This window comes from Glutamicibacter sp. St.4D3 (assembly GCF_059728615.1).
Map to the genome: position 1 here is coordinate 1,774,059 of NZ_AP039380.1, position 13,311 is coordinate 1,787,369.

At 61.4% G+C, this 13,311-nt stretch carries 13 protein-coding genes; 3 read left to right on the top strand and 10 right to left on the bottom strand.

Annotated features, from left to right (window positions below):
* Positions 1 to 11: 11 nt before the first annotated feature.
* On the top strand, positions 12 to 635 hold the full coding sequence (locus tag AC6I21_RS08145; RefSeq protein WP_138174194.1) for a uridine kinase family protein: 624 nt from the start codon (positions 12 to 14) through the stop codon (positions 633 to 635).
* Here the strand turns inward: AC6I21_RS08145 and AC6I21_RS08150 are convergent.
* Together AC6I21_RS08150 and AC6I21_RS08155 are read right to left on the bottom strand one after the other, a co-directional pair.
* On the bottom strand, positions 632 to 1,450 hold the full coding sequence (locus AC6I21_RS08150; protein WP_343830503.1) for a thioesterase family protein: 819 nt from the start codon (positions 1,448 to 1,450) through the stop codon (positions 632 to 634). The two genes, AC6I21_RS08145 and AC6I21_RS08150, sit on opposite strands and share 4 nt — an antisense overlap.
* A gap of 65 nt (positions 1,451 to 1,515) precedes the next feature.
* Positions 1,516 to 2,094 (bottom strand): helix-turn-helix domain-containing protein, encoded by a 579-nt coding sequence (locus AC6I21_RS08155; RefSeq protein ID WP_497762150.1) that lies wholly within the window; start codon positions 2,092 to 2,094, stop codon positions 1,516 to 1,518.
* Positions 2,095 to 2,174: 80 nt separating this feature from the next.
* Between AC6I21_RS08155 and AC6I21_RS08160 the strand changes: the two genes are divergently transcribed.
* A complete protein-coding gene (locus AC6I21_RS08160; RefSeq protein WP_497762151.1) occupies positions 2,175 to 3,128 on the top strand; it encodes an NAD(P)/FAD-dependent oxidoreductase in 954 nt (317 codons plus the stop codon).
* Between the two features lie 696 nt (positions 3,129 to 3,824).
* Entirely contained in the window at positions 3,825 to 4,028 is a 204-nt protein-coding gene (locus AC6I21_RS08165) for a cold-shock protein (protein ID WP_360028876.1), read from the top strand.
* Positions 4,029 to 4,101: 73 nt separating this feature from the next.
* On the opposite strand, the gene AC6I21_RS08170 is transcribed toward AC6I21_RS08165, so the two are convergent.
* From AC6I21_RS08170 to AC6I21_RS08205, 8 genes are all read right to left on the bottom strand, one after another.
* Positions 4,102 to 5,361 carry an FAD-dependent oxidoreductase gene (locus tag AC6I21_RS08170; RefSeq protein ID WP_497762152.1) on the bottom strand — a complete coding sequence of 420 codons (1,260 nt, stop codon included), beginning with the start codon at positions 5,359 to 5,361 and terminating at the stop codon, positions 4,102 to 4,104.
* A 90-nt stretch (positions 5,362 to 5,451) separates the two neighbouring features.
* A complete protein-coding gene (locus AC6I21_RS08175; RefSeq protein ID WP_249354265.1) occupies positions 5,452 to 6,696 on the bottom strand; it encodes an MFS transporter in 1,245 nt (414 codons plus the stop codon).
* A gap of 332 nt (positions 6,697 to 7,028) precedes the next feature.
* Positions 7,029 to 8,003, bottom strand: a complete 975-nt coding sequence (nrdF, locus tag AC6I21_RS08180) for a class 1b ribonucleoside-diphosphate reductase subunit beta (protein ID WP_497762153.1) — start codon at positions 8,001 to 8,003, stop codon at positions 7,029 to 7,031.
* 189 nt (positions 8,004 to 8,192) lie between these two features.
* Positions 8,193 to 10,331 (bottom strand): class 1b ribonucleoside-diphosphate reductase subunit alpha, encoded by a 2,139-nt coding sequence (gene nrdE, locus AC6I21_RS08185; RefSeq protein WP_343830492.1) that lies wholly within the window; start codon positions 10,329 to 10,331, stop codon positions 8,193 to 8,195.
* Complete coding sequence (gene nrdI / locus AC6I21_RS08190; protein WP_497763410.1) at positions 10,331 to 10,798, bottom strand: class Ib ribonucleoside-diphosphate reductase assembly flavoprotein NrdI; 468 nt, start codon at positions 10,796 to 10,798, stop codon at positions 10,331 to 10,333. The genes nrdE and nrdI overlap by 1 nt, the downstream gene beginning before the upstream one ends.
* Positions 10,799 to 10,876: 78 nt before the next feature.
* Positions 10,877 to 11,107 (bottom strand): glutaredoxin-like protein NrdH, encoded by a 231-nt coding sequence (gene nrdH, locus AC6I21_RS08195; RefSeq protein ID WP_054820723.1) that lies wholly within the window; start codon positions 11,105 to 11,107, stop codon positions 10,877 to 10,879.
* 612 nt (positions 11,108 to 11,719) lie between these two features.
* A complete protein-coding gene (locus AC6I21_RS08200; protein WP_497762154.1) occupies positions 11,720 to 12,520 on the bottom strand; it encodes a PfkB family carbohydrate kinase in 801 nt (266 codons plus the stop codon).
* Complete coding sequence (locus tag AC6I21_RS08205) at positions 12,517 to 13,269, bottom strand: YggS family pyridoxal phosphate-dependent enzyme (RefSeq protein WP_497762155.1); 753 nt, start codon at positions 13,267 to 13,269, stop codon at positions 12,517 to 12,519. The genes AC6I21_RS08200 and AC6I21_RS08205 overlap by 4 nt, the downstream gene beginning before the upstream one ends.
* Positions 13,270 to 13,311 lie beyond the last annotated feature (42 nt).

A 13,311-nucleotide genomic window follows, 5' to 3' on the forward strand; every position in this document is an offset into this window, starting at 1 on the left:
TCTGCGCGATAATGGTCAGCGTGCCTCTTTCAACAACCCCGGTGATACTTATTGGCGGAGCCTCCGGCTCGGGCAAGTCCTATCTGGCTTCCCGCTACGGCAGGCCGCACCTGCCCCTGGATTCCTTCTACCGCCAGATCAGCGAAGACGGCCAACCGGAAATCTTCCCCCGCACCCAGTACGGCGAAATCGACTGGGACCATCCGGGAACCTGGAACCGCGCAGCGGCACTGGAGGCGATCGGCGAGCTGCTGGAAACCGGGTCAACGAACGTGCCGGACTATTCGATCGCCACCTCCAGCTACAGCGGGTACCTGCGGATCACCGGGGCCGGACCAATTGTTGCCGAGGGGATCTTCCTGGCTGAACTACTGCAGCCGCTGCGGGAGATGGGGGTAAACGTACAGGCCTACTACGTAGATGAGCCGGCCCTGGTCACCGCCCTGCGCCGCTTCGTCCGCGACGTCTCCGAACGTCGAAAACCGGTGGGTTTCCTCATCAAGCGCGGCTACGCCCTTTACCGCTCCCACAGCGCCAACCGTGAGGCCTACCGGGCCCAGGGATTCACCCTGCTGCCCAAGCCCACGATCAAGCAGCTGCTAGCCGACCTGGCGCAGGACCCCTCACGCAGCTAAAGCGGGCGAACCGTGAGGATCTGTTCGCTGTGCCCGAAAGGGCCCTGCTCGTCATGCAGGACCGCGGAGGTCAGCCCAATCCCGTCGGCGCCGTAGCTCTGCTGAGCCTGCAGCCCCAGCCACTGGCCCACCGGTTCACGGTACATGTGGATCTGCAGGTCCACGTTCGGGAACATCCAGCTGTTCGGGCCGGGTTCGGATCGTGGCGCCACACCGTTGGCGGTGTCCACCATTCCCAGCAGCCGCACCATGTCCGGGGAGCTGACCCCGTCCACCAGGCTGAACGGATTGCGCAGCCAGACGATGCCCTTGCCCGGCCGGTGCCCGGCCGCCGCACGCATTTCAACTCCACGAATGTAGCCGCCAGGCCACTGGGATACCGCGTCGTAGGGCTCGCACTCCTGCGGGCCGGGCACCCGCGCGTCCTCGCTCCCGGCCACTGCCGAGGAATCCCCGGTAGCCAGGCGCCAGGCCCGGGCAACGATGCTGGTCCGCCCATTGGTCACCATCTCGGCTTCAATCAGCTCAATCGTGCGTCCAGGACGAATCATGCGGGTATTGACTTGGAACTCACCGGCGTGGATCAGGCCGTGGATCTCCAGGCTCACCCGGGCCAGTCGCATGTCATCCCGGGGCTGGAAGTTCAGCATTTCATGCACCAGCACACCGGTGGCCGGAGCCATATGCTGCTCATGTTCATTCCAGGCGCCCTGGGCATGAATCGTGGAGCGGTATCGCCCCTCCCCCAGCGGTTCATAGTAGAAGTCACCGGTAGCCAGGATTTGTTCGAGCTCTTCGCCGACCTGATGAGTCATCGCATTACCTCATTGAAATGTTCCGATACGTGCTGCAACTCACCCTACCCGAACCGGCTTCGGCGCTAGGCATCACCATGTGAGCAGTGAATTTGCTGCCCAGTGGTGTCAAGAATGCTCAGCAGCTCGGCCACCCCGCCCACCGCCCAAAACGAATGCGGCGTCATCGTGTCGAACTGGGCGGCCTGTCCCGCCTTGACGTGGTAAATGCGCTCGCCGAGTCGCAGCTTCACTTCGCCGCGCAGCACCGTGAACCAGTCCTTGCCCGGGTGAACGCGTGGTTCGGGTTCACTGCCGCCTTCTCGCGGGTCGATGCGCATCTTGACGACCATGGACCCGTGCAGGCCGTCGGGTTCGGACAGGCGCCAGGTTGTCAGGCCCGGAACACTGACCGGTTCGGGGCGAATGAGCGCGTCCTGCTCCGCCGGGGGCGCCACCAATTCATCAAGGGTGGTGTCCAGGGCCTGGGCAAGCGGCACCAACTGATCAAGGGCCATGCGGCGATTGCCGGTCTCCAGGCGGCTGAGGGTCGAGACGCTCATTCGTGCCCGGGTCGCCAGGGACTCCAGCGACCACCCTTTGGCTTTGCGCAGTCCTCTGAGCCGAAGCCTCACGACAGAATCCACATCCATTTCTTGCGTCATAGGCAAAACTATATCCGATAAGAGCAAAAACGGTTAGCGTGGCATTGTCCCACTCCCCCACCTACAGAACGGATCAAACCATGGAACATTTCGATGTAGTCGTGATCGGCGGCGGAGCCGCCGGCTTGGCCGCCGCTTCAACTCTGGCCCGCTCACTACGCTCGGTGCTCGTCTGCGACGCCGGCGAACCGCGCAATGCGACATCGGCAGCAGCACACAACATCCTCGGACACGACGGCGCTTCACCGCAGCAGGTGCTGCAGCTAGCGCGAGACCAAGCGATCAGTTATGGGGTGAAACTGAGCGGGTCAGCGGTCACGGGCCTGGAAGGGTCCCTGAACCAGGGATTTACGGTGCGCACCGACTCCGAACACTTTGGCGCCCGCCGCATCGTCCTTGCCACCGGGCTGCGGGACACTCTGCCAAAAACCCTAGGCCTTGGGCAGGGCTGGGGAAAGAGCGTACTGCATTGCCCGTACTGCCATGGCTGGGAAGTACGCGGACAACGGATCGCGATACTGGGTGTCAGCGCGATGAGCTCACATCAGGCCCAGCTCTTCTCCCAGCTCAGCAAGCACGTCACTTACGTGAACCACGATCCCTCGGCACTCGCCGAAGATCAGCGGACCTTGTTGGAAGCCTTGGGCATTGAGATCGTCAATTCGGCGGTCCAGGCGTTGGACGTCCACGATGATGGCTCGCTGCATGGGATTACATTGTCCAACGGGGTAGTCCTTGACGCAGATGCGGCGGTAGTGGCCAGCAGCATGCACGCAAATGCGGGACTCTACCTGAGCTTGGGCGGCCAACTGGCCCAGCACCCAATGGGAGAATACATTGCCACCGACCAGATGGGCACTACTGATATTCCCGGCGTTTACGCCGCAGGCAATGTTGCCAGCCTGGGCGCTATGATCCTGGCTTCAGCTGCCGCAGGGGTGACCGCTGGGGCGGCAGCCAACGCTGACCTATTGCAAGAGGCTGCAAAGAAGGTCATGCTAGGCCGGAAGACCAAGTCCCCTGCAAGCCGCTAATCCTTCCCAGGCCCACCGCACCTGGGGTGGGCCTGGGGAATGGGGTGCGATAGAGGATCAGCAAGACCACCCCGGTCACCGGGCATCAAAGTGAACGGCGTAGGCACCCGATGGCTAGCATCGATTCACAGACTGCTTTCAGTTGGCACTCCCACTAGGCGCTATGCGGAAGAACGAACTGGGAAAGCTCAGTTTGGCAATGAAGAGTGCAAGTTCTGACCATAAACCTGCTAGACTCGTATAGTTATCTTGTGCACCGTGTCGGCCTAACAGCTTGCGGAGCACCGTGACTCGGCTCTGGTACATACTCAGGGCCGCGCACAGCAGCAGTTCAGCTCGATGTGTTCCACACGCGTTCGAGCTCTTAGTTTGAATCGAATCCTTAATCTCTTTTTATCCACTGTCTTTCGGCTCAGCACCGTCACCTTCCCTCAACAGGGTTCTCTTCGTGCATCCCCAAGCCATTCCCTTTCCAGTGGCCAACTTCAGCGCAGAAATTCGATTCACATCATTCACGTTGCATCACCACCCCGTGCGGTCTCTGCAGCATCCAAAGTTCAGTAATCGATCACCGATGCTAGTGCCTCGTGCTTCGGCGCGAGCCGAGTCAACGGATAACCCACAATTTTCGTGCCGCGAACGCAGCACGGCTTCATCGGCCACACTTGTGGCCAGAACAAAATAAGGAAACAAAAAATGGCCACTGGCACTGTGAAATGGTTTAACGCTGAAAAGGGCTTCGGCTTCATCGCTCCCTCTGACGGTTCCGCCGACGTCTTCGCCCACTACAGCGCAATCCAGAGCTTCGGTTTCCGCGCTCTGGAAGAAGGCCAGACCGTGGAGTACAGCGTTGAGCAGGGCCCGAAGGGCCTGCAGGCAACCAACATTCAGGCTCGCTAAAGCTTGAGCCGTGTGGGAGCCAGGAGATCATCCTGGCTCCCACACTCATTTAAGACCTGCCAAGACCAAGAAATTACGGCGCCTTTCGCCCGTCATTGTCGATTTTCGCGGTAATGCCCGAACCCTGGGCTGCCATCGGTGGACTCTCGCGCAACAGACCAACGCCGATCAGACGCGCCGGAATCCTCGCCAACTGTGGAATTCTGCGCAGCACCCATCCTATGGCGCTTGACAGTTCGACCTCGGAGTCACTGTCCAGGATCTGCACCAGGCCCCGGTGCAGAATCCGCTGAACCGACTGCACCACCATCGTCGGCAGTTCTCGTCGGCGCTGAACTGCAGCCACATCGCGATCGGTAATCCGGCCCGTCGCCAGCGGAACAGCAAGCCGCCGTGCGGCGCATACCGCATCCTGCACTGCCAAGTTCACCCCCACGCCTCCAACCGGACTCATCGCATGAGCTGAATCCCCGATGCACAATAATCCGCGCCTCCACCATTTATTGGCCCGGTTCAGCAGCACCTCCAACAGCTTCAGATCTTCAAGTTCCAGGTCCTGGACTGCCGATTCCAGGTCTGGAACGGCCGCAGTGACCTGACGACGGAACTCCTCAATGCCTTGACGCCGCAGCTTGGTGTCATCCCCCTTTTTGAGCAGCATCGCCGTTTGGACATAGTTTCCCCGGGGTATGAGCACGAAGACGCGATTGGGCGAGAACACCGGCAACAGCGTGTTGCTGGCCTGCATTGACCCCTTGATGCGGAACCACCAGACATCGACCGGTACTCGATATTCCCTTAAAGATAGTCCCGCTTGACGGCGCACGGTAGACCAGCGTCCGTCCGCGGCGATCGTGAGCAGCGCCCTGAGCTGCCCCTCCCCGGTCTCGCTGCGGTACTGGACTCCGACAACTTGGCCGGATTCAATCACCACGTCGGTCACTTCGCAATTCATCCGCAGCTCGAAGTTCTCCTCCTGCTCCCCCGCACGGGCCAACAGGCTCAAAAAATCCCACTGCGGCGCCATGGCGATAAATGGGTAGGGATGCTTCAGCCCGGCAAGGTCAACCACCCTGACGTCGTGCCCCCGGCGATCCGGGATGCTGGCACCAAAGACCTTCGAATAGGGAATCTTCTCGAATTCGCCCATCAGACCCAGCTGATCCAGAAGTTCCAGGGTCGAGGGATGAATGGTGTCCCCCCGGAAGTCGCGCAGGAAATCACCGTGCTTCTCCAAAACGACGACCTTCACCCCGCAACGCGCCAGCAGGAGTCCGGCAACCATTCCCGCCGGACCGCCACCGACAATGATGCAGTCGGGATTTTCTGCCATAACCACTCCCTCGCCTCGCAACCTGTTTCAACTCTCGCACCGAAAAGCGGCTCGCGGAAGCCCGGAAAGGTGCTTCCATCCAGGGGAAGGTCAGCTCAGGGTCTGGCTGAAATGGCGGGGAATGTTAACCAGCAGCACCACCGCGACCAGGCCCAGCAACACGAGCCCCAGGCCGCCGAAACCGAGCCACACGAGGATGGGGCCGGCGACCAGTCCCCCGGCCGCACCGCTGAGGTTCATCAGCAAATCCGAGGTGCCCTGCAGCTGCGGACGATGGGCAATGTCAACCGCCCCGCTTACCATGGCCGCGCCGGCCACGGTGGAAGCGCTCCATCCCAGGCCCAGGCAGACCAAAGCCGCGGTGATCAGCGCATAGCTCTCCATGCCGAACCACACCAAGATGCTCGCGGTAATGAAAAGCAGTTGGCCGGCATACACGACGGGGCGTGCGCCGACCCGGTCGGTCAACCAGCCGAAGACTGGGGAGAGCGCGTACATTCCGGCAACGTGGGCTGAAATGGTGACTCCTATCAGGGTCAGCGTTGAGCCGTGGTGCTGCAGGTGGATCGGGGTCATCGACATCAACGCAACCATGTGGGCATGGCTCATCGCGACCGTGATGACTGCTCCCCGGGCGGCCAGGGAGGTGCGCAGAATGGAGAACCCACTGGTTCGCGATACCGCTCCGGTTCCGGGGTTCCCCTCCCGGTGCTGGGCCACGAGCATCGGGTCGGGGCGCAGGCCAAACCAGTAGATCCCCAATCCCACCCCTTGGGCCACCATGGCGATGAGGAAGCCGCCGGTGAACTGCGGCAGATTCAGGGCCCGGGAGATCACTTCGCCCGGCTCAAACAAGTTCGGCCCGGTAACGGCACCAATCGTCGTCGCCCAGACAACCAGGGAGAGATCCCGTCCCCGAGTCCTGTCACTGGACAGGTCGGTGGCGGCGAACCGGGATTGCAGGTTGAGGGCGCTTCCGGTTCCCAGCACTCCCATCCCCAGTAACACCACCGGCCACCAGGCAAGAAGCGTTCCGGCCAGGATGGTCAGCACTCCCACGATGGCGATCAGTGCCCCGGTGGCCAATGAAACCCTGCGTCCCCGACGCTGGGCAAGAATGGCCAGGGGTATGGCCATCACAGCAGCCCCGATGGTGTTCATGGTTGCTGCCATGCCCGCCAGGGCGTCGGTTCCGGCAACGTCCACGATCAGCAGGGAACCGAGAGTCAGGGTGGCTCCGGCACCCAGACCGCCCAAGACCTGCCCCAGCGCGAGGACCGAGATTGAGCGGCGGCGCACAGCCTGAACCTGCTGTTCGGTCCATGTGATGCTCATAAGCCTCATTTCAGCACTGATGGTTCGGGGCCGATAGTAATACCTGTCATGATCCTAGCGGCCCCGGCGCCACCAGGAACACCGCTGTCGTTGTTGCGGGCGCATCGGTCGCGGTTGAAGCAGCCGTCCATGGACCTGTCCGGCTACACGGTGGCAGATCAGCCTGGGGGCCGTGCTATTGGCGGGCCCATTAAGCTGGGTTCGTCCTCCGCCCCTTTGAAAGCCAATGGCGTCGGTACACGCAAGGCCCGAAACCTCCCGATATTTTCGGGGGCCTCGGGCCCTGTTGCCGGTGCAGCTAGCCGCTGATCAGCTGGCTCGTTGTCTGGCTCCTAGAAGTCCCAGTCCTCATCCTCGGTGTTGACGGCCTTGCCGATCACATAGGAGGAACCGGAGCCGGAGAAGAAGTCGTGGTTCTCATCGGCGTTCGGGCTCAGTGCCGAGAGGATTGCCGGAGATACGCCGGTGACGGTGGCCGGGAACATGGCCTCGTAGCCCAGGTTCATCAGCGCCTTGTTCGCGTTGTAGTGCAGGAACTTCTTCACGTCCTCACTCAGACCGACCGGGTCGTAGAGGTCGTGGGTGTACTGCACTTCATTTTCGTAGAGTTCGAAGAGCAGGTCGAAGGTGTAGTCCTTCAGTTCCTGGCGGCGCTGCTCGTTCTGCTGTTCCAAGCCCTTCTGGTACTTGTAGCCAATGTAGTAGCCGTGCACGGCTTCATCGCGGATGATGAGTCGGATCAAGTCCGCGGTGTTCGTCAGCTTTGCACGCGATGACCAGTGCATCGGCAGGTAGAAGCCCGAGTAGAACAGGAAGGACTCCAGCAGGGTCGAAGCGACCTTGCGCTTGAGCGGGTCATCACCGTGGTAGTAGCTCTCGATGATCTGCGCCTTCTTCTGCAGGTTCTGGTTCTCCGTGGACCAGCGGAAGGCCTCGTCAATTTCCTTGGTCGAAGCCAGGGTGGAGAAGATCGAAGAGTAGCTCTTGGCGTGCACCGACTCCATGAAGGCGATGTTGGTGTACACCGCTTCCTCGTGCGGGGTCAGCGCATCGGGAATCAGTGAGACCGCGCCGACGGTTCCCTGCAGGGTGTCCAGCAGGGTCAGCCCGGTGAACACCCGCATGGTCAGCAGTTTTTCGTCTTCGTTGAGGGTGGCCCAGGACTGGATGTCGTTGGACAGCGGCACCTTCTCGGGCAACCAGAAGTTGTTGACCAGCCGGTTCCAGACTTCAACGTCCTTCTCGTCCTGGATGCGGTTCCAGTTAATGGCTTCGACCTTGTTGGTGAGCTGAATCTTCTCGGTCATGGTTCCTCGTTGAAGAGTCGTGGTTTGGTGGTTTAAGTCTACCGCCGCAGGCGGATTCCGGTCTGGCTGGAGGGGGCACCTGTGGGTTCGCCGGTACTGTCTGGAAGCAAACGAGGCATCTGAAAACATTGCGGTCTTCAGATGCCTCGTTTGTTGTGCCCCTCGCGGTGCGAGTCGGGCCAGCTCAGGTTAGAGCATGCACGAGACGCAGTTGTCGACCTCGGTGCCTTCCAGGGCCAGCTGGCGCAGGCGGATGTAGTACAGGGTCTTGATGCCCTTGCGCCATGCGTAGATCTGGGCCTTGTTGATGTCGCGGGTGGTGATCGTGTCCTTGAAGAACAGGGTCAGCGACAGGCCCTGGTCCACGTGCTGGGTGGCAGCGGCGTAGGTGTCGATGATCTTCTCGTAGCCGATCTCGTACGCGTCCTGGTAGTACTCCAGGTTCTCGTTGTTCATGAACGGCGCCGGGTAGTAGACGCGGCCGATCTTGCCTTCCTTGCGGATCTCGATCTTCGAGGCCACCGGGTGGATGGAGGAAGTCGAGTTATTGATGTAGGAGATCGAACCGGTCGGCGGGATCGCCTGCAGGTTCTGGTTGTAGATGCCGTGCTCCATGATGGAGGCCTTCAGCTTCTTCCAGTCTTCCTGGGTAGGGATCTGGATGTCGGCGAACAGTTCACGAACACGCTCGGTAGCCGGCTCCCACACCTGGTCGGTGTACTTGTCGAAGAACTCTCCCGAGGCGTACTTCGAGTCCTCGAAGCCGTCGAAGGTCTCGCCGCGCTCGATCGCGATTTTGTTCGAGGCGCTCAGGGCGTGGAACACCACGGTGTAGAAGTAGATGTTGGTGAAGTCCAAGCCTTCTTCGGAACCGTAGTGCACGTGCTCACGGGCCAGGTAGCCGTGCAGGTTCATCTGTCCCAGGCCGATGGCGTGAGAACGCGAGTTGCCGTCGGCAATGGAGGGAACCGAGTTGATGTCGGACATGTCCGAGACCGCGGTCAACGCACGGATGGCGATGTCCACCGAGCCGGCCAAGTCCTTGCCGTCCATGGCCTTGGCGATGTTCATCGAGCCCAGGTTGCAGGAGATGTCCTTGCCGACACGGGCGTAGCTCAGGTCATCGTTGTATTCCGACGGCGAGGAGACCTGCAGGATTTCCGAGCACAGGTTGGACATGGTAATCCGTCCGGCGATCGGGTTGGCCCGGTTCACGGTGTCTTCGAACATCAGGTACGGGTACCCGGATTCGAACTGGATCTCGGCGATGGTGGTGAAGAAGTCGCGGGCGTTGATCTTCGTCTTCTTGATGCGCGAGTCATCAATCATCTCGTAGTACTTCTCGGTCACCGAGATTTCGCTGAACGGCACCCCGTAGACGCGCTGCACGTCGTAGGGGCTGAACAGGTACATGTCCTCGTTCTTGCGTGCCAGCTCAAAGGTGATGTCCGGAACGACCACGCCGAGCGAGAGGGTCTTGATGCGGATCTTCTCGTCCGCGTTCTCGCGCTTGGTGTCCAGGAAGCGCAGGATGTCCGGGTGGTGCGCGTTCAGGTAGACGGCACCGGCACCCTGGCGGGCACCGAGCTGGTTGGCGTAGGAGAAGGAGTCTTCCAGCAGCTTCATGACTGGAATGACGCCGGAGGACTGGTTCTCGATCTGCTTGATCGGGGCCCCGTACTCACGCAGGTTGGTCAGCGCCAGGGCGACACCGCCGCCGCGCTTGGACAGCTGCAGCGAAGAGTTCACCGCGCGGGCGATGGACTCCATGTTGTCTTCAATGCGCAGCAGGAAGCAGGAGACCAGTTCGCCGCGTTGCGCCTTGCCGGCGTTCAGGAAGGTGGGGGTTGCCGGCTGGAAACGGCCGGAGATGATCTCATCGACCAGCTTTTCGGCCAGCTGCTCATCTCCGCGGGCCAGGTGCAGGGCCACCATGCACACGCGGTCTTCGTAGCGTTCCAGGTAACGCTTGCCGTCAAAGGTCTTCAGCGTGTAGGAGGTGTAGAACTTGAAAGCGCCCAGGAAGGTCTGGAAGCGGAACTTGTGGTTGTAGGCGCGCTTGTAGAGACCGCGGATGAAGTTCATCGAATACTGGTCGAGGGTTTCCCGCTCGTAGTAATCGTTCTTCACCAGGTATTCGAGCTTCTCATCCAGGTCGTGGAAGAAGACGGTGTTGTTGTTGACGTGGTCCAGGAAGTACTGGCGCGCCGCGTAACGGTCGACCTCGAACTGGATCTTGCCATCGGGACCGTAGAGGTTCAGCATGGCGTTCAGGTCGTTGTAGCTCAGTCCCTGCAGGTTCGCAGGAAGCTCCTTGGCATCCTTCATCAGGTCCGCTTCTGAGACTTTAGTGTCCAAAAGGTATCAAGCCCTTCTTTGACTTTGTGGACGTCTTCCGATGTCCCCATCAATTCAAATGTGTATAGAACCGGCACCTGGCATTTGGCTGCGACGCGTTTAGCCGCCAGACAATATGTGGTGCCGAAGTTGGTGTTGCCCGAGCCGATGACTCCCTGAAGAAGCCGGCGGTTCTGTTCATTCCTCAAGAAATTCAGAATTTGCGGTAGAACTGCCCGTTTTCCGTTCTCTCCCCCATAAGTGGGAATCACCAGAACGTAGGGCTTGGTGGCAATGAGCTCTGGTTCGCGCGCAAACAAGGGGATGCGCGCCGAACCGATATTCAGTTTTTGCACAAACCGGTGCGTGTACTCCGACGCAGAAGAGAAGTAAATCAACTTCTGGTCGGTGTACTGCACGGCGTGGCTAGCCTCATCCAACTGCTGATTCTCGGCCAGCGCTGATGGTGGCAAGTCGATCGCCTCCGCTTACTAGTTGAGACGAGTAAAACCCGTGGTTGTTTCGAGTGGCTGAGCCTAGTTTGCCTGGGCCAGAGTCTCGATCTTGTCCGGGCGGAAGCCGGACCAGTGGTCGTTGTCGGTGATGACGACAGGGGCCTGCATGTAGCCCAGGTTGCGCACACGCTCCAGCGCCGCGGCGTCCTGGGAGATGTCGACCTTGTTGTACACGATGCCCTTCTTATCCAGGGCTCGATAAGTGGCGTTGCACTGCACGCAGGATGGCTTGGTGTATACCGTGACGGTCATGTCCCTGTTCCCCTTTGGAAAGTCCCTTTTTGGCTCTGCGACACCCTTCAAGGGTTCGTCACGCGGCCGCCTCTCAAATGCCCCGAAACCGTGATATCGAGGTGTTTCCGGCGCCTAACGCGCCATCGGGTTCAATACTACATCTTGTGTTGGCCCGTGCAAGCAGCCACAACATGATGTATTACAAGTATGTCATTCGGCCATTGTCAAGTCCACACGTCTTGTGGATAAGAGGCCCGGTTTAAACCGCGATTTCTCGGGGTCGACCCCATCTTGTCCACAGCCGGTGGACGGCTCGATGTGCGTTAAAAATTCTTTGTGTGAGCCTCCTTTCGGCGTGTTGGGCGAGCCTGCGGCGGACACACTATCTAGTGCCGGGCGACGGCTGCCGGACCTATCCCTAGTGTCATCCCCGGCACCGACGTTTAGGCTTCGATATCGCCGAATGTGGGAAACTTTTCCGCACCCGTTTCCGCCGCCGCAGACCGCCCGCCACGGACTGATCGGAGCCAACCTCCCTTGCCTGACACAGACTGATACCAGTGCACGAGAGTGTGCGGGCATGCGGAAGGCCGCGGGGCTCGGGACAAGTGTCCCCAGCCCGCGCGACCTCTAGAACAGCGGATGGTTGCCGGAGAGCGCGCTCGAGGTTCCCAGCACCGCCTGTTCCACTGCCGGCAGCAGCTCGCTGCCGCGCAGCAGTTCACCGATCATCAGCCCGGCGAAGCAGTCTCCCGCGCCCTTGGCGGTGCTGGTGACCCTGGCGGTGTCTACCTGCTCGAAATGCTCCTCGTCCAGGGCGATCAGGCACCCGATGAGGGACGGATCATCGGTGGGCGCGGAGGTGAGCACCACGTAGCGGCAGCCGGCCTCCATCAAGTCCAGGCAGGCGTTCGCCGCGTCCTGCTCGTCGTAGATCGGCTCCCCGCTGAACAGCGCCAGCTCAAAGCGGTTCGGGGTGCTCAGCCAGGCGATCGGCAGCAGGTGCTCCCGGTAGCCGTCGGCAACGTCCTGGTGGGTGTAGAGCCCCACATCGTCATCACCCATGGCCGGGTCCAGGATCAGCTTTAGCTGCGGGTAGCGCTCACGGGCCCGGAGATACCAGGCGGCGATGATCTCGGCCTGCCGGGCCTCACCCAGGTAGCCGACGAACACGTACTGGGTGTCATCGAGCACCTGGCGGGCCAGCAGATCGTCAAGGAACCCGGTCAGCCAGGTCTCGGGCACCGGGCCCCCGGCCAGGCTCGGGTAGTGCGGCAGGTTGCTGAGCACCACGGTGGGCACCTGCACGCAGCGGTGCCCGGCCGCCTCGATCATCCGGGCCACGGTGTTGTTTCCCACCGCGCCGTAGGCCAGCTGGGATCCGATCACCACGGTCTTGACCGGGCGTCGGTCCAGTTCCAGCCCGCTCACTGCGCGGGCCGGTCCGGATAGTGGCGGGCGCCGAAGATTCCCTGGCCTACGCGCACCACGGTGGCGCCTTCGGCGATGGCCAGCTCGAAGTCCCCGCTCATGCCCATGGACAGCTGTGTGAAGCGTTCCGGGTTGGGTGCGGCATCGCGCACCGACTCGGCGCACTCGCGCAGTCGCCGGAAACTGGCCCGCACTATCGCCTGGTCGGTGGAGTGGGCCGCCATGGTCATCAGCCCGCGCAGTTCCAGGCGGTCCAGGGGCTGTAGCGCGGCGGCCAGTTCGGCGGCCTCGTCGGCCTGGATCCCGGATTTGGTGTCCTCGCCGGACGTGTTGACCTGGATGTAGACCTCCAGGGTCCGCTCGGCGGCCTCCAATTGGCGCTGCAGGATCTCGGCCAGGCGCAGCGAGTCCAGGGCGTGGAACTCGTGGGCAAAACGGGCCACGAACTTGGCCTTGTTGCGCTGCAGGGGCCCGATGATGGCATAGCGCAGGTGGGTCAGGTCCGCCAGCTCCTCGCTCTTGGCCAGGGCCTCCTGCACCTTGTTCTCCCCCAGCGTGTCAACGCCGGCGGCGATGGCCAGGCGCAACCGCTGGGAGGGGATGGTCTTGGTTACCGGCAGCAGCCGTACGTCCTTCGGGTCCCGGCCGGCCGCGGTGGCCGCCGCGGCGATGCGCTGGTGAACCGCCTGCAGGTTGTGGGTGAAATCCTCGATGGTCGCGGCGTGCGCCGCAGCTGGTTGCGATGTCATGAAAGCGTACAGGCCTCTTCTTCAACGTAGTCGATCTGAACG

Excerpts from the sequence above, each read along its gene's own strand:
- nrdE (WP_343830492.1), bottom strand. The coding sequence starts at position 10,331 with ATGAAGGATGCCAAGGAGCTTCCTGCGAACCTGCAGGGACTGAGCTAC.
- nrdF (WP_497762153.1), bottom strand. The coding sequence starts at position 8,003 with ATGACCGAGAAGATTCAGCTCACCAACAAGGTCGAAGCCATTAACTGG.
- AC6I21_RS08155 (WP_497762150.1), bottom strand. The coding sequence starts at position 2,094 with ATGACGCAAGAAATGGATGTGGATTCTGTCGTGAGGCTTCGGCTCAGA.
- AC6I21_RS08150 (WP_343830503.1), bottom strand. The coding sequence starts at position 1,450 with ATGACTCATCAGGTCGGCGAAGAGCTCGAACAAATCCTGGCTACCGGT.
- AC6I21_RS08205 (WP_497762155.1), bottom strand. The coding sequence starts at position 13,269 with ATGACATCGCAACCAGCTGCGGCGCACGCCGCGACCATCGAGGATTTC.
- AC6I21_RS08145 (WP_138174194.1), top strand. The coding sequence starts at position 12 with ATGGTCAGCGTGCCTCTTTCAACAACCCCGGTGATACTTATTGGCGGA.
- AC6I21_RS08170 (WP_497762152.1), bottom strand. The coding sequence starts at position 5,361 with ATGGCAGAAAATCCCGACTGCATCATTGTCGGTGGCGGTCCGGCGGGA.
- AC6I21_RS08165 (WP_360028876.1), top strand. The coding sequence starts at position 3,825 with ATGGCCACTGGCACTGTGAAATGGTTTAACGCTGAAAAGGGCTTCGGC.
- nrdH (WP_054820723.1), bottom strand. The coding sequence starts at position 11,107 with ATGACCGTCACGGTATACACCAAGCCATCCTGCGTGCAGTGCAACGCC.
- AC6I21_RS08160 (WP_497762151.1), top strand. The coding sequence starts at position 2,175 with ATGGAACATTTCGATGTAGTCGTGATCGGCGGCGGAGCCGCCGGCTTG.
- AC6I21_RS08175 (WP_249354265.1), bottom strand. The coding sequence starts at position 6,696 with ATGAGCATCACATGGACCGAACAGCAGGTTCAGGCTGTGCGCCGCCGC.